The organism is Carnobacterium sp., assembly GCF_049673005.1.
Lineage (GTDB): Bacteria > Bacillota > Bacilli > Lactobacillales > Carnobacteriaceae > Carnobacterium_A.
Window position 1 is genome coordinate 1 of sequence record NZ_JBATXB010000022.1, and the last position, 15,632, is coordinate 15,632.

Sequence of the window (15,632 nt, forward strand, 5' to 3'; positions counted from 1 at the left end):
GACTTAACGAGAGAGTATTTTATACGTGCACAGTGCAATATTCTTGCTTGCGATGTAACACCAGAACAATACTCATTGTTGACTAACCTAATCCGATATTATGAACAGACAAAGAATCTGTATCACTATAACTTGATGGGATTAGTGACACTTGCTCTCAATATTGACTTCGTACGTGATGACATGTTTTTTTGTTCTCAATTTGTTGCCACTTTATTAGCCGATAGTAAAATCTATCATTTTCAGAAAGAAATACATTTTATTACACCTCAAGATCTAGAAGTCCTGCCCATCTTTGAATCTGTTTATACCGGTTCTTTGTACGGCTATTTAGCAACTGTTTCAGACCAATCACTAGTACCAGAATTAGCAACATTTTAAAAACAAATGATTGATTATTTATTACGCCATTATCTATCTGAAAGACGCTTATTTAAATGTAGTAAAGCGAGGTTTCTTTATGAACAATGAATTAACGCACTATGAACACATAGCTCACTATTACGAGACTGACCAAATGGGAATTATTCATCACTCAAATTATATCCGCTGGTTTGAGGAATCTCGAACAGATTTGTTAGATTCGCTTGGATTTGGTTATGACCAAATGGAAGATTCGGGTATTATTATTCCTGTTTTAGCTATTCAGTGTGACTATAAATCAATGGTTTATTACAATCAAACGGTTTATATCATTCCTGTCGTCGATTTTTTTAACGGCATTAAACTAACTATTTCGTATCAAGTCATTGATAAGGTTTCAGGTGAAATCAGAGCTACTGGATTAAGTAAGCACTGCTTTTTAAATAGCGAGCACCGACCAGTTTCTTTAAAAAAAGTAAATAAATCGATTTATGATCTCTTTATAAACCTTGTTGGAGTAAATCCTTTTAAAACTAACTAAAAAAATACCCGATAACACTCAAAAAAACAGAGTGAAATCGGGTATTTTTTTAGCGGTAAAAATCAAAACGTCCTTTAGTCGCAACTATTTTTACTCCGCCGGTTTCAATTAATGAACGGTCTCCAATAACTTTTTTCATCACTGAGGCAGGGTATCCTTTTAAGTTACGCCCTAACACTTCGCCAATTGCCTGATTATTTCCAATCGAACAAACTGTTCCTAAAGCAGTAAACGTAAATGGCTTCATTGCTTTCTCTTTTAATTTTGCTTCAATATTATCCGCTGCATTGATTGCTTGTTTCAAAGCAATTTGAGCTGTTGGTGGATATGGGCGATTCGTTGAACTGTCCATTACAGCTGAACAATCTCCTATGATGAAGATATCTGGATAGCCTGGTGCGGTCAAATCGTTCTCGACCATCACACGATTACGTCTTTGTTCAAAACCAGAAGCCTCAACAATACTACTGCCTTTTACTCCTGTTGTCCAAACGATTGTTTTCGCTTTGATCGATTTTAATTCCCCAGCTTCTTCATAGATTACTGAATCAGCGGTTAACTCTTTGATTGGTGTTCCAACAATAAAGTTAACTCCGCGATCTTTTAGTTTTTGAATACCAAAATCAGCTAACTTTTCATCAAACATTGGCAACAATGTAGACATTGCTTCAATACAACTAATTTGAACTTTCTCGATAGGAACAGCGTATTGTTTAACTAATTTTGGCAATTGAAGTGTTAGCTCTCCGATATACTCAATACTCGTAAAACCTGCTCCACAAACTGCTACACTTAGATAAGCATCGTCTTTTGTTTCATTGTATTTAGAAAATTGAGTACGCAAATGTTGATCAACTTTTTGAGCTGTTTCGATGTCAACAACAGGTAAGCCATAATGCTCTACTCCTTTAATACCAAAGGATTCAGATTCAAATCCTAATGCAAAAATTAAATAATCAAATGAAATTAGACCAGTTTTTTCAAGTTCTACGGTTTTATCGTCTTTATTTACAACGACTACCGTATCTTCTATTAACGTTGTCTGTTTAGGATTAATAACTGTTTTAATCTCATAACTTATTCTTTCTGCGTTATGTGCTCCACTTGCTACTTCGTGTAAGTAAGTTGATTCATAATGGAAACTATTCTTGTTTACGATTGTGATATCAATATCTAATCGTTTACTTTGAAGACTTTTTAACGCTCTTAGACCTGCATACCCTGCACCTAAAATAACTACTTTTGCTTTGCTCATTGTTTATTCTCTCGCTTTCTTTAGTTCCATTTTTAATTATCAAATTGATTCCTTTATTTATTTTTTGTATCTTAGTAGATTCCTATACTCGCCATCTCTTATAGGATGTCAAAGTCTACGAGCATGTCTATTTTTTACGCACTTCACATGCAGCTTTGCTAGAACGATTGAGTTCAATCAAAGGCAGCTGGAAATGAAACAATGTACCTTCTCCGATAACTCATCTCCTTACTAGTCATTTTCCCCATTCACCATTTATTTTCTGGGATATTCTGCTAATTTTTCACAACCGCATAATTATGCTCTTAAAAAAATGGCTTGTCAAGCAAGAACCCTTAATAAAAAATTAAGACTTTCTTATTTGTTTTTTAAGATTATTTTTTTATCCTTATTGACACAACTCACTCCATACGCTAAATTAATGTTTGTGCTATAATCGTCTATAAGTCAAAAAATTAAAAAGAATCTTAGATTCTACTTGAAAGGAACAACATAATGGCCATTCATCCTATATGGAGTCATTATCCAGAAATTGAAGACGAATTAGCTACCAGCTATGCAGTAATAGAAAAGAAAGTACGTATTCGAAACAAAGAAGTTGAACAGGTTATTTTTGACTTATTATATTCGGGTGGAAAGCTTTTGCGCCCTGCTTACTTTATCTTATTCTCTCGTTTTGGAGATTCCGACCTTAAAAAAACTACTCAACTTACTCACGCCGCTGCTTCATTAGAGGTCTTGCACATGGCGACACTCATTCACGACGATATTATTGATGATTCTCCCACTAGAAGAGGCATCGAAACTGTTCAATCTAAATATGGCAAAGATATTGCTGTATATACGGGTGATTTTTTATTTGCTGTTTACTTCGGATTATTAGCAGAGACAACGAATTCGGTCTCTACCATTCGATTAAATGCTTTTGTCATGCGTCGGATACTTTTAGGCGAACTTGACCAGATGCATTTACGCTACAATACCGATATCACCTTGCGCCAATACCTTAGAAACATTACTGGGAAAACGGCCCAACTTTTTTCATTAAGTTGTTTGCAAGGCGCACAAATGGGGAAAGCAGATTTAAAAACGATTACGAGTAGTCAACATATCGGTCATAATATTGGCATTGCTTTTCAAATATTGGATGACATCTTAGATTACAAACAAGACAGTATTTCTTTGAAGAAACCTGTCTTGGAAGATATGAAACAAGGCGTGTATTCTTTGCCACTCATTCTAGCTTTAAGAGGACACAAAAAGAATTTCACCCCCTATCTTTCAAAAGGACAAGACATGTCTGATGACGATATCCAACAAGTTGCTCATCTCGTTAAAAAGTATAACGGCATTGAAGAGGCGCAAAATCTTGCTGAGCGTTATACAAATAAAGCCTTAACTGCTATACAACAATTACCAGAACGCCCTGAACGAGATCTTCTTTACGACTTAACAGAACGATTACTAAATCGAAAACATTAAGCAACTCCTTTTCTAGATAACAACAAAACCCCTGATTAGACACAAAACCTGTGCTTCTAATCGGGGGTTTTGCTGTTTTATTTAACTAGCCTATCTTATTCTGAGGATAACTTTTTCATTCGCCTCGATCTAAACGATAGAGTTGTTGATAGCGACTATTAGTAGCCAACAATTCTCCTGGGGTACCTTGCATCTCTATTTTTCCGTCTTCAATAAAAATAACTTCGTCCATTTGATCGACTCCTTGAAGGTGGTGCGTAATCCAAATAATCGTTTTATCTTTTAGTGTATCAAATAATGTATTTAATAAGATTTGTTCATTAATGGGATCCAACCCAACTGTAGGTTCATCCAAAAGGACGATTGGCGTGTCTTGAAGCAACGTCCTAGCCAAAGCAAGCCGTTTCCCTTCACCTCCAGAAAAACGAGCTCCTGCCTCTTCTACTGACGTATTGAAGCCATCTGGTAAAGAAGCAATCATTTCTCCAAGCCCTACTTGATAAAGAACTTTTATTACTTCTTCGTCACTTGCCTCAACGTTTCCAAGTCGAACATTATTCATGACTGACGTATTAAACAAGTGAGGACTTTGGTTTATCACACTTATCCAAGATGAAACATCCTCTGCTAATTCATTTGTTGGCACTTGATTTAACATTACTGTTCCAGTTTGCGGAACCAAGTCCCCTCTTAGTAGTTTACCAATCGTACTTTTTCCAGCCCCACTTTTACCAAGGATGGCTAGTTTCTTTCCTTTTGAAACAGTTAAAGTAAATTCATCTATCAGTCTTTTTGTTTGATTCTCATAAGAAAAAACAACCTGTTGAAACTGTATTTTTTGAAATCCCACTTTTTTTAATTCATCCCGTTCTTCTGTTACGATTGGTTTTGAATTTGGTTTAATTGGTGGCAATTGATTCATTCGTTTAATCGAATCTTCGTATATTGTCAATTCTGAAACAGCATCAGGAATCGTAGCAAATGCATCAATTAAGGGGAAAACAGCTAGAACAAAAGCCGCTATCCAGTTGGCTGCTCCTCCTTGATTTCCTTGAAAAATCGTACTTGTCCAAATCAAAACAACTACGGCAATCAAACTAAAAGTTAGTTGTAAAAGAAAATTACGTACTCGATTGAATCGTTTGATAGAATAATCCTTTTCACGATTAGCTTGTTCACTTGCTTCATAACTCTTAAGAAAATCATCTTTTCGACCACTAAATAACCAGTCACCAACACCTAGAACGGCATCTGTTAATTGGTCATACAGACCATTACGAATGGTTTTTTGCGCATACATTCTTGCTCCGTTCACTAATATCGAAACTAAAGGCAATAAAACCACGACCACACCTAACATTAGCAGCATCAAAAGAGCAAAAGGAATAGAAAACCAACCTAAAGCAATTACGACTGTTGTATACATAATCCAAGAAATTAAGGTTGGAAAAATGGTCCTTAAGTAAAGATTCTGAATATGATCAATATCTTCTGCTAAAATAGCTAAAATATCACCGGTTTTATGTTTGCTTTTAATAAAAATAGCATCTTGTTCTAGTGAGGTATACAATTTTACTCGTAAATCAGATGTCATTTTTAAAACCCAGTTGTGGCTAGTCAAACGTTCAATGTAACGAAATACTGGTCTGCTTATTCCAAAGGCTCGTGTTAAAACAATTGGAACGTAAACAAGCATAATGTTAACAGGCATACTTGCGGACTTGCTAATTAAGTAACCTGAAATAAACATTAGCGCACTGCCGCTAAAGAGTGTCATAAATCCTAAAAACAACACAAGAAACAGTAGTTTTCGGTACTTAGCCATAAATGGTTTAACCCAAGTATCCTCAGAAAAAGTCGTGCGCATATGAACTAAATAGTTTTTAATCATGCGTTTTTTCTCCTCTCATCTGATTCATTAGATTTACATAAGGTCCTTTTTTTATTAATAGCTCTTCATGTGTACCCGCATCAACTATTTCCCCTTGATCTAACACTAAAATATAGTCCATTTCATTGGTCCAATGTAAGCGATGTGTTGAAAAAAATACTAAGTGCTTATCCATTAATGGTAAAATACTCTCTTTTAAAGCAACTTCCGTTTCAATATCTAAATGAGCGGTTGGTTCATCAAACAATAAAATTTTCCGCTCAGGATCAAGAAAAGCCCGCGCTATAGAAACACGCTGCGCTTGCCCGCCACTTAAACTCCGGCCGCTTTCCCCAATGATTGTATGAATCCCTTCAGGTAACTCCTCAATAAAATCTGCTAACCCAGCTTTTTCAACAGCTTTTAGGACAGCTTGGTCTTCAGCTTCCGGCATATAAAAACGAATGTTATTGGCTAGTGTATCATGGAAAATATACGGTTTTTGAGGAATATAAATTATTTCTTTTTGCCAGTTCTGTTGAGAAAAATGTGGTAGTTTCACTTGATTTAATTCGATTAAAATCCCTTCATCCGGTTGTAAAAAACCACCTATCGTATCAATAAAAGTAGATTTACCTGAACCACTAGCCCCTATTAGCCCAATTTTCCCATACCCTTTCCATTTAAAATCAATAGCGGAAAGTGCTGGCTTATTTTGCTTATTGTGGTGAACAGTCATCCCTTTTATCGTTAACTCACTTTCTTCACTCCATTTAGCTTGTTCCTTAGACAATAAAGTTGTTTCCTTTGGCGTTTTTATTTCTAAAATATCCAAAATAGCTCCCATAGCATTTTTGCCATCTAATGTTGCATGATAATCACTCGAAAATTCCCTGACCGGCAAGAAAAATTCAGGCGCTAGAATTAACACCGTCAGTGCTGGCAGTAAAGTCATACCTCCTTCTAGCAAGCGTAACCCTAAAAATAAAGCAATTAATGCAATCGATAAGGTTGTAAAAAAATCTAACGCAAACGTTGACAAAACAGCAATCTTTAACGTACTCATCGTTGCTTTACGGTAATTCTCACTGACTTCATGAACATTCTTACTATATCGTTTGCTTAAACCTAATAATTTCAGCGTTTCTAATCCTTGTAAAGCATCTACAAAATGATTAGACAACTTTTTATAGGTTTCGTACTGACGATCTGCTTTTTCGCGCGCTGCAAACCCTAGAATAATCATAAATAAGATAATAACTGGAAAGACAATAATCATAGTGAAACCTGAGTCTTTATCTAAAGTAAATACGTACACTAGAACAATCCAAGGAATAATCATCATATTCATCATTTTAGCTAAAAATAACGTAATATAGTTCTCCACTTGACGAATTCCTTCTAAAGCCATCGTGACAACATTACCTGTTCCAGATTTTTGGACCATTTTTGGACCTAAAGAAAAAACTTGATTAAGTAACTCTTTTCTCAATTCTTTTCCTTTTTCATAGGCAAACTTGTCTAGACAGTTTTCACGAATAACGGTTAATAAATGGCGTCCTGCAAACGATAAGAAGAATAAACTAATAGCTTTTATCTGTGCTGATATTCCTTCTCCATTCCATAAACCAGTAATTGAAAGAGCTAAATATCTGGCCTGAAAAACAATCATAAAAGCTTGCAGAAAAGAAATCCCTGCAAGCAATCCCATCATTTTTTTCATACCAGATAAACTCATTAAACGTTTATCCATCATAATTAATACTTCACCACTTTATCTTTCTTAATTCTTTGTTTAAATACGTGGTACGTCCATCCTTGATAAGCTAATACGAATGGTAAAACCGTTAGTGACATCCATGTCATTATTTTTAGTGTATAAGGTGAACTAGAAGCATTCACAATTAATATATCATTCGCTGATGAAATTGAGCTAACCATGACGCGTGGAAATAACCCAACAAATAATAGTGCTACTAAGCTTATTATCGTTAACCCACTTGTTATGAAAGCTAAAAACTCTTTCCCTTTATAAACACCATAGGTGGCTAGTATGCTTAACACAACCATTGATAATAACAAAGCTACTGTTGCTGTAAAATGTAAAGCAAAGAAATCCGTTGATGTGTATAACAAGACAGCGAATACGATTAACCCTACAAATAAACCAACATATAATTTCTTAGCGTAGTCATTAGCCCGAACTCTTATGTCCCCTAGTGTTTTTAAACTAATGTAATTCAATCCATGCAAGAATGAAAGCAACGTTAAAGCAATCCCTCCAACAACTGAAAATGGTGTGAAATAATCTGCAAAAGTCGCAAACATATTGCCATCTTTATCTAATGGCATTCCTTGGACCATACTTGTAAACATTAAACCGAAAAAGAATGGCGGAATGACACTGCCCACGAATAGTGTCCAATCCCATATTGAACGACCTTTTTCGCTTTCCATTTTCCCACGAAATTCAAATGAAACACCGCGAATAATCAGCCCGAATAAGATTGCTAGCAAAATTAAGTAATACCCACTAAATAAAGAAGCGTACCAGTGAGGAAACGAAGCAAACATAGCTCCTCCTGCTGTAATTAACCAAACTTCATTCGCGTCCCATACCGGACCAATCGTTGCAATTAATTGGTCTCTTTCTTCCTTATCTCTGGCTAAAAAACGCGTCGACATGCCAACACCAAAATCAAATCCTTCAAGAAAAAAGAAACCGGCAAACAAAAGACCAATGAATAAAAACCAAAGAAATTGTAATGTACTTATATCAGCCATTAGTTAAATGCCCCCTTTTCAAATGGATCGTCACTTTTTTTACTCTCTTTATCTTCTTTTTCTTGTCTATCATAGGGACCAGCTTGAACTTCTTTTCTTACAAAGTAAACCATCACTCCACCAATAATAGAGAAAAGTGTGAAATAAATAAGGTTACTAATGAACAATGAAGTAGCTGAAACATTTGGTGATATGCTATCTGCCATTGTATATAAACCATAGACAGTCCACGGGAAACGACCTAATTCCGTAACTAACCATCCAGCAGTATTGGCTATAAACGGAACAAACAGAGTGAATCCAATGACATAAAGTAACCAGTTCATTTTCAATAGTGTTTTCTTACGTAAGCTAAACCATAAACCGACTAGAGCTACTAAAGATAAAAATGCTCCACTACCAGCCATAATTCTGAAACTCCAAAATAATGTCTTAACCGGTGGATAATAATCCATTTGTCCATACTCTGCTATTAATTCTTCATTAATTGTATTCATCCCACGAATAGACCCTTCAGGTTTATTGTAAGATAGAATACTTAGCAAGTAAGGAATCTCAAGTGACCAAGTCGTTTCTTTTTTATCTGTATCATGTAAACCAATAGCGGTCCAAGATGCTGGATCGCCAGAATCTTCATACAATCCTTCTGTAGCTGCGAACTTCATTGGTTGATCAGCCACTAAAGCTTTCGTTTGCAAATCTCCACTTCCGACAGAAATAAGTGCTCCTACTAAACCAATCACTAATCCTAAATTTAATGATTTAAGGTTAAATTCACTATCTTTTTTAGCAATCAGTCTAAATGCAGCTAACCCTGCAACAAAAAATCCGCCTAATAAAACAGCTCCAGATAAGACATGAGATACTTCATACCAGACTTTTGGGTTCGTCAATAAAACGCTAAAGTCATTTAATTCAGCACGTCCATTATTGATAACATATCCAACTGGATGCTGCATAAAACTGTTTGCAACTAGTATCCAAAAGGCTGAAAGTACAGCCCCTAAAACAACTAACCACATAAACAAGGCATGGACTTTCTTATTAAATTTATCCCAACCAAACATCCATAAACCGATAAATGTTGATTCTAAAAAGAAAGCCATCAAAGCCTCCATAGCTAATAATGAACCAAAAATATCTCCAACGAAACGTGAGTAATCAGACCAGTTCATTCCAAATTGGAACTCTTGAATAATTCCAGTAACAACTCCTACCGCAAAACTTAAGAGGAATATTTTCCCCCAAAACTTAGCCATATCTTTATACATCTCATCTTTTTTAACAACATAAATTGTTTCCATAATAGCAACTGATAGTCCTAAACCTATTGATAATGGCACAAAAAAATAATGAAAAATCGTCGTCATTGCAAATTGAAATCTTGCAAGCGAAAGAATATCAAAATCCACTCAAAAAACCTCCTTCAAATTCTAGCCTTCTTTTTTAATCAGGCTATCTCCCTATTTTTAAAACTGCATTTTCCATTATAGTCCTTCTTAAAATAATTACAATGGCTATTCTATCTTCCTTCTTAAGTCGGCGAATCTACTAAAGCCACATGATTGTTTTCTTGTTTACTGCTTATTTGTACTCATTTGAAGGAACTCATGTTTCATTTATCTTTTGTTTGAGTTGTTTAAATTCGTTAGTTCCCTTCATTATTTCTTTGCTAGAAGACTAATGAGTTCAGTAGGCAATAAATAAAGACCCATTTTCTAAATGAAAAATGGGCCTCATCTATCTAAACTCACTTAACTTTTTTTACGCTTCTTGAGAAAGCATACCGTCTTCAATTCTATAAACCCGGTCACAATATTTCAACATCCGTTCATCATGAGTAACCATAATAGCCGCTTTACCTCTAGATTTAACTTCTTGAGCGATTAGTTTTACGACTTCAATTGCTCGTTTTGTATCTAAGTTAGCCGTTGGTTCATCCGCTAATATTAATTCTGGATTATTCATAAATGATCGAGCGATTGCTACTCTTTGTCGCTCACCACCAGATAATTCATTTGGGTATTTTTTTAATTTTTTTGCCATTCCTAAGTCTGACAACAGTTCTATAGCATACTTTTCAGCCTCATCTGAGACCTTTCCACTCATTCTTTTAACAATCAGTAATTGGTCTAGTACCGTTAGATAAGGAATTAAATTAGACGTTTGTAAAATAAAACCAATTTGTTTCAACCTTACCTTAGAAAGCTCTTTTTCATTTAAAGTTGAAATATTCACATCATTTATCAGCACTTCCCCTTTAGAAGGTTGGAGCAAAGCTCCCGAAACAGATAAAAATGTGCTTTTCCCAGAACCTGAAGGCCCAATAATCGCTATAAACTCACCTGGTTTTACGGCTAACGAAACATCATTTAAGGCAATTGTTTCAAAATCGCCTTCTTGATAAACTTTTGAAACATTTTTTAATTGTAAACCTGCCATTATTCTACCCTCCCTAATGCTGTCAACGGATCTATTTTCGCTATTTTCAACACAGAAAAGAATGAACTAACGACGCTAATCGCTAATAAAACTAAACTATATGAAACAACTAATGAATTGATTAAATTAAACGGCATAGAGTCTGGTAAAATAGCAGCCGTTGCGTAGGTTAAAGCAATCCCTATCGCTATACTCGCTACTGATAGGATAAACACTTGGGAAACAACCGATTTAATGATAAACCAATTGCTCGCACCGATGGCTTTCATTACACCAAACTGTTGTGTCTTTTGACTTGTTAAAATATAAAAGAATACGGCAATAACTATTGCAGAAATAATAATCAAGAAGCCAACCATCATTGAAATGGTTCCATTTTCTGCAGAATAGCCAGGAACCGCGTTAATCGTTTCCTTTTTAGAGCCTATTTGAACCGCACCAATTGCTTTCTCTATTTTTCTGGGATCAACATCTTCACCTTGTATCAAAATACTATTAACGGCATTTTTAATTCCGTTATCCGAACCTGGCGCTGCGTATTTATACTCGCGCAATTTATCTAAAGAAGAAAAGACAACTGGTTGATGACTCAATGATTGATTTTTAGTAAAACCAATAATTTCCATCTCTTGCGTTGATCCATTAATGGCTAATGTATCTCCTAATTTGAAACCTTCCTCTTTTAATGACTCATTTACAATGACTCCAGAAGGGTTATTGGGTTGCAATGTTTTTCCTGAGGTAACTTCTGGTTCCATAAATGAACCCGGTCGAATACCTGCAATCAGGACATCTACTTTTGAATTTTTATCTTCGCTGCTCTCTTTTTGACGGATAGAAGCTGATGCCGTACCTATTGGAGCTACAGCCTTAACCCCTTTTTCGTTCAACAATTCTTCTGCAGAAGATTCTGATAGAACCGATTTAGAAAAAGAAAAATCAGACTCTTCTTCAAATAACGCATAATCAAAATCTCCATACTTTAATGTTGCTGCTCCTAAATCAGATAACCCGTTACCTAATCCCGCTAAAAAAAATACTAACCAAGAGATTAAAACAATGATTAAACTAATCATGATGAAGCGACCTTTTGAATATTTTAATTCTTTAAGTGCTAAGAACATTATTCTAGCCTCATTTCAAATAAACTAACCCGTAAGTCGTAAGATTAGTATACCTCAAAGTTACACATCTGTCACCTTATTTTATAAACATTCCTTGGCAAATAATTTCTTGCAAAAAATGGGCTCTTTCTTCTTGAGAAAGTCCTGATCGATTCGGAATTGTTACACTATGAAAGATCAGTTCGATAATGAGACTAACTGGAATAGTTTTTTTTATATAGCCTTTATCTTGTCCTACTTGAATAAATTGTTGAATTTGTTCAAAGAATAATTTGTGTAAGACACGAGACTGTTGTTTCTTCTCTTTTATTTTTTCACTTTCTGTTTTTCCGTTACTCGGAATCATAAATGAAATTTGATGAATGTCGCTGTAGCCAAAAATTAATGAGAATAATTGTTGAAACTGAGAAGGATAATCTGAAATCCATTCTATTTTATTCAAATCGTCTACCATTTTTTCCATTTCTGAAACCATATAGTCATAAATTAATTCATCTTTATTTGTATAATATTTATAAATAGCTGCTCGAGAGACATTTAGCGAGTTTGCTAGTAATCCAAATGAAAACTTGTCATACCCAACTGACAATAATAATTTATGAGTCTCCATATATATATCTTCTGTTGAAAATTTTTTTTCTCTAGCCATTTATGATCACTCCTATCATTCAATTAACGGTACTAGTATACCATCATTAATGCTTAAAGATTCCAATTTGAATGAGTAATCGCTAATTCTTCTATTTTATTTCTCAACAAAAAAAGGCCCAGAAAAAATTCTGGAACCTTTTTTATTCACTGATTTTATTTATTCGCCTTCTAGTGGATCTTTCCCTAGAAAGGCTTGCAACATCCAAATGTGTTTATCTACATCCGTTTTATACCCAATTAACATATCTTGGGTAACATCATCGCTTGCTTCACCAGTTAATACAATCGCACGTGCTAATTCATCTCTCATTATACGTAAATCACTTACCACTGATGTTACCATATCCATATCTGTAATTTTTTCTGTATAAGGTTTTTCTTTAATAGAAGAATGATCTAAAAACTCTTGTAAGGTTGAGTAAGGTTTTCCACCAATAGCAAGTAAACGTTCAGCTAACTCATCAAATTTTTCTGTGGTCTCATTATATAATTCTTCAAATTTTTCATGTAGTGTAAAGAAATGAGTTCCTTGTACATAAAAATGATACTGATATAATTTACTCGTTAAGACTCTATGAGCTGCCACCAAGTTATTCAGTGCTGTTTGTACTTCGGTAGTTGTTTGTGCCATGTTTCTTTTCCTCCTACAATCGTATTAAAGTGTCACCACTTTATAATCATTATAATTAAAAAAGATTGATCTGTCTAACTATACAACTTAACAATGGATTGATTTAATTTTATCTCTAATTTCAAGTGTTTAAAATTGGAAACCCTTCCTTTATTTGATACGCTATTTATAAGAACACTATCAAAAGACTAGGAGGAATTATAATGGCAAAAGTTTTTAAAGATGCTTGTCAATCAGTTGAAGAAGCCGCTGCAGGAATAGAACATTTGTTAGTAGAAGGATATGAACCTGGTGACATTACAGTTGTTACGTTTAAAGAAAATAAAGGGAAAATCGAAAGTTTAACGATTGCTGCTGTTGATTCAGTGACCCAAGCTCATCATCAATCCATTTGGGATAGAGCTAGAGATATCTTTACGGATGGCGATATAGACAATCCTCTCGGAAAATACAATCTAAAACCTTCTATTACTAAACGGTACAATAAAACAATTAAAAACGGTGGATACGTTATTTTAGTTGAAGAATCATCAACTAATAATCAGACAAATAATAAGATTTATGCGACAGAAGCTACTAAAGAAAATGAAGATATTTTATCAACTATTGGTGAATACTCAGCTGCTCACACCGATTTTCCTAAATCTAAAAATAAAGACTTGACTGTAGATGGTATTCCAATCAAAAAAACTGATGGAACATATGGTGGAGATCATCCTATTACTAATCCAAGCATACCAATGTCTCCTGGAACAAATCAAGAAACAGATAATCAAGAATAAACAGCAGCTATCTTATACACTAAAAGCTACCCATTGAGTGAGTAAGACTCAATGGGTAGCTTTTAGTGTATTCATTTGTTTAAACTTATAACGTGATTTCAGTTCCGACGCCAAGTTCTCTAGCTTTCACAAGAATTTTGCTAGCTGTCACAACATCTAATACGGCTGTCCCAACTGTTTTAAAAACGGTTATTTCTTTATCATTTTCACGACCTGTAATTTTACCTAGCATCACTTCACCAAGGTCTCCTTGGTAATGGCTTCTTTCTACTAGTCCTTCATTTAACGGAGTGATCAAATCACCCGCTTCTGCTAGAACACCTTCCATTGTGTCGAAGATAACTTTATCTGCGCGGACAATGATATCACTTGGAAGTTCATGCATTTCAGGCGTATATGCTCCAACACCATTGATATGCGCGCCTTCTTTTACATATTCACCAGAAAATGTTGCACGTTTAGAAGTGGTTACAGAAGTGATGATATCTGCACCTTTAACGGCTTCTTCAGAAGTAGCTACTGCGATTAATTTTGTACTAAAATGTGAAAATTGTTCTGACATCTCTTTGACAAACTGTTTGCAACGTTCTTCATCTATGTCGACTATTCTCACTTCATCTAATGAGCGAACAGTCAGCATCGCTTCTAGTTGAGAAATAGCTTGTCCACCTGTTCCAATTAAAGCAGCAATTTTAGCGTCTTTACGAGCCAATACATCTGTTGCTGCTCCTTGGACAGCTCCTGTACGCAATTGCGTTAAGTATGTTCCGTCCATCATCGCTTCAACTATTCCCGTTTCAGCATTCAACATAACCATAGTCGCTGGTACACTTGGTAGATTTTTTTCAATGTTTCCGGGATAAATCGAAACAATTTTAACTCCTAAAGCATGGTCTTTTCCAGCGACATAAGCTGGCATGTATAAACTTTGACCGCCATGCTCTGGAATATCAATATTCGTGCGCAATGGAACCGTGCTTTTCCCTTCAGAAAAAAGACGTAAAGCCTCTTTATCTGCTTGGATAGCTTCCTCCATTGAAAAAACTTTTTGCATCTCTTCTTTTGTTAATACAATCATACTTTTCTCTCCCTCATGAAACATACTTTGTTTGTAGTCGTTAACAGTTTTTTTAAGAGTTGATTCAATTTTTATTTTCTAGTTTACTTCGTTTGCTAAGCTCAATTTTGATTTGCGCATTTCTAAAACCATACTAATCGCTGTGTAAAGCAACACTACGATAACCAACCATTGCAGCATACCAGTATTTAGTGATTTCACAAAGTATACTGCTGTTAATACTCCTAAAACACCAAATGTTGAAGCAAATAATGTGATTTTACGGCTATATTGACCAAATTTAACAAATTGCATACTACCGATTGGAACAGAGAACGTACATGCTCCCATCATAATTGGGAAAGCTGCTGCTGGATTCATACCTAGAGCGTAAACAGTTGCCATTGTTAAAGCGTATGAACCAATACCAATATTGTTTAATGCACCATAAGCGAATAATAACACACCGGCAGTAACTAGTTTGAATCCATATAATTCTGTTGCTGTTCCGTTAGATGGAATTAAATTAAATTTACCAGCTAAAATTAAAATTGCTGCTACAGTTAAACCGATTGATACAAACTGCTTGATTGTTTTTTCTGGTAATTTCACAACAAAACGGGGTCCAACATACGCTCCAATAACTTGGC

At 35.0% G+C, this 15,632-nt stretch carries 14 protein-coding genes and 1 pseudogene; 4 read left to right on the forward strand and 11 right to left on the reverse strand.

Annotated elements, in window-relative coordinates; all coding sequences use genetic code 11:
• Together WBF61_RS02105 and WBF61_RS02110 are read left to right on the forward strand one after the other, a co-directional pair.
• On the forward strand, positions 1–381 hold a 381-nt coding region (locus tag WBF61_RS02105; protein ID WP_424253491.1), incomplete at its 5' end, for a hypothetical protein.
• A 79-nt stretch (positions 382–460) separates the two neighbouring features.
• Complete coding sequence (locus WBF61_RS02110; RefSeq protein WP_424253493.1) at positions 461–904, forward strand: acyl-CoA thioesterase; 444 nt, start codon at positions 461–463, stop codon at positions 902–904.
• A gap of 49 nt (positions 905–953) precedes the next feature.
• On the opposite strand, the gene WBF61_RS02115 is transcribed toward WBF61_RS02110, so the two are convergent.
• On the reverse strand, positions 954–2,159 hold the full coding sequence (locus WBF61_RS02115) for an NAD(P)/FAD-dependent oxidoreductase (protein ID WP_424253495.1): 1,206 nt from the start codon (positions 2,157–2,159) through the stop codon (positions 954–956).
• Positions 2,160–2,654: 495 nt separating this feature from the next.
• Here WBF61_RS02115 and WBF61_RS02120 point away from each other — a divergent pair, with 495 nt between their 5' ends.
• Complete coding sequence (locus WBF61_RS02120; protein WP_424253496.1) at positions 2,655–3,641, forward strand: polyprenyl synthetase family protein; 987 nt, start codon at positions 2,655–2,657, stop codon at positions 3,639–3,641.
• Between the two features lie 115 nt (positions 3,642–3,756).
• Here WBF61_RS02120 and cydC read toward each other — a convergent pair whose 3' ends face one another.
• The 8 genes from cydC to WBF61_RS02160 all read right to left on the reverse strand — a co-directional run bounded on the left by cydC (position 3,757) and on the right by WBF61_RS02160 (position 13,143).
• A complete protein-coding gene (gene cydC, locus WBF61_RS02125) occupies positions 3,757–5,532 on the reverse strand; it encodes a thiol reductant ABC exporter subunit CydC (RefSeq protein WP_424253498.1) in 1,776 nt (591 codons plus the stop codon).
• The gene (gene cydD / locus WBF61_RS02130) at positions 5,525–7,267 is read right to left on the reverse strand and encodes a thiol reductant ABC exporter subunit CydD (protein ID WP_424253500.1); all 1,743 of its coding nucleotides are present in this window, start codon (positions 7,265–7,267) and stop codon (positions 5,525–5,527) included. Before cydD ends, cydC begins: the two co-directional genes overlap by 8 nt.
• A 2-nt stretch (positions 7,268–7,269) precedes the next feature.
• Entirely contained in the window at positions 7,270–8,286 is a 1,017-nt protein-coding gene (cydB, locus tag WBF61_RS02135) for a cytochrome d ubiquinol oxidase subunit II (protein ID WP_424253513.1), read from the reverse strand.
• An 8-nt stretch (positions 8,287–8,294) separates the two neighbouring features.
• On the reverse strand, positions 8,295–9,707 hold the full coding sequence (locus WBF61_RS02140; RefSeq protein ID WP_424253502.1) for a cytochrome ubiquinol oxidase subunit I: 1,413 nt from the start codon (positions 9,705–9,707) through the stop codon (positions 8,295–8,297).
• 352 nt (positions 9,708–10,059) lie between these two features.
• Positions 10,060–10,737, reverse strand: coding sequence for an ABC transporter ATP-binding protein (locus tag WBF61_RS02145; RefSeq protein ID WP_424253503.1), 678 nt, complete (start codon positions 10,735–10,737; stop codon positions 10,060–10,062).
• Entirely contained in the window at positions 10,737–11,861 is a 1,125-nt protein-coding gene (locus WBF61_RS02150) for an ABC transporter permease (RefSeq protein ID WP_424253505.1), read from the reverse strand. The genes WBF61_RS02145 and WBF61_RS02150 overlap by 1 nt, the downstream gene beginning before the upstream one ends.
• Before the next feature lie 76 nt (positions 11,862–11,937).
• On the reverse strand, positions 11,938–12,510 hold the full coding sequence (locus WBF61_RS02155) for a TetR/AcrR family transcriptional regulator (RefSeq protein WP_424253506.1): 573 nt from the start codon (positions 12,508–12,510) through the stop codon (positions 11,938–11,940).
• A 159-nt stretch (positions 12,511–12,669) separates the two neighbouring features.
• Entirely contained in the window at positions 12,670–13,143 is a 474-nt protein-coding gene (locus tag WBF61_RS02160; RefSeq protein WP_424253508.1) for a Dps family protein, read from the reverse strand.
• A 203-nt stretch (positions 13,144–13,346) separates the two neighbouring features.
• Between WBF61_RS02160 and WBF61_RS02165 the strand changes: the two genes are divergently transcribed.
• Entirely contained in the window at positions 13,347–13,925 is a 579-nt protein-coding gene (locus WBF61_RS02165; protein WP_424253509.1) for a hypothetical protein, read from the forward strand.
• An 85-nt stretch (positions 13,926–14,010) separates the two neighbouring features.
• Here WBF61_RS02165 and WBF61_RS02170 read toward each other — a convergent pair whose 3' ends face one another.
• Together WBF61_RS02170 and WBF61_RS02175 are read right to left on the reverse strand one after the other, a co-directional pair.
• Positions 14,011–15,003 (reverse strand): ornithine cyclodeaminase family protein, encoded by a 993-nt coding sequence (locus tag WBF61_RS02170; RefSeq protein WP_424253511.1) that lies wholly within the window; start codon positions 15,001–15,003, stop codon positions 14,011–14,013.
• 78 nt (positions 15,004–15,081) lie between these two features.
• Positions 15,082–15,632, reverse strand: a pseudogene (locus tag WBF61_RS02175) (hypothetical protein); the annotation flags it as partial.

Excerpts from the sequence above, each read along its gene's own strand:
- WBF61_RS02160 (WP_424253508.1), bottom strand. The coding sequence starts at position 13,143 with ATGGCACAAACAACTACCGAAGTACAAACAGCACTGAATAACTTGGTG.
- WBF61_RS02115 (WP_424253495.1), bottom strand. The coding sequence starts at position 2,159 with ATGAGCAAAGCAAAAGTAGTTATTTTAGGTGCAGGGTATGCAGGTCTA.
- WBF61_RS02155 (WP_424253506.1), bottom strand. The coding sequence starts at position 12,510 with ATGGCTAGAGAAAAAAAATTTTCAACAGAAGATATATATATGGAGACT.
- WBF61_RS02120 (WP_424253496.1), top strand. The coding sequence starts at position 2,655 with ATGGCCATTCATCCTATATGGAGTCATTATCCAGAAATTGAAGACGAA.
- cydC (WP_424253498.1), bottom strand. The coding sequence starts at position 5,532 with ATGATTAAAAACTATTTAGTTCATATGCGCACGACTTTTTCTGAGGAT.
- WBF61_RS02145 (WP_424253503.1), bottom strand. The coding sequence starts at position 10,737 with ATGGCAGGTTTACAATTAAAAAATGTTTCAAAAGTTTATCAAGAAGGC.
- WBF61_RS02170 (WP_424253511.1), bottom strand. The coding sequence starts at position 15,003 with ATGATTGTATTAACAAAAGAAGAGATGCAAAAAGTTTTTTCAATGGAG.
- WBF61_RS02165 (WP_424253509.1), top strand. The coding sequence starts at position 13,347 with ATGGCAAAAGTTTTTAAAGATGCTTGTCAATCAGTTGAAGAAGCCGCT.
- cydD (WP_424253500.1), bottom strand. The coding sequence starts at position 7,267 with ATGATGGATAAACGTTTAATGAGTTTATCTGGTATGAAAAAAATGATG.
- WBF61_RS02150 (WP_424253505.1), bottom strand. The coding sequence starts at position 11,861 with ATGTTCTTAGCACTTAAAGAATTAAAATATTCAAAAGGTCGCTTCATC.
- WBF61_RS02110 (WP_424253493.1), top strand. The coding sequence starts at position 461 with ATGAACAATGAATTAACGCACTATGAACACATAGCTCACTATTACGAG.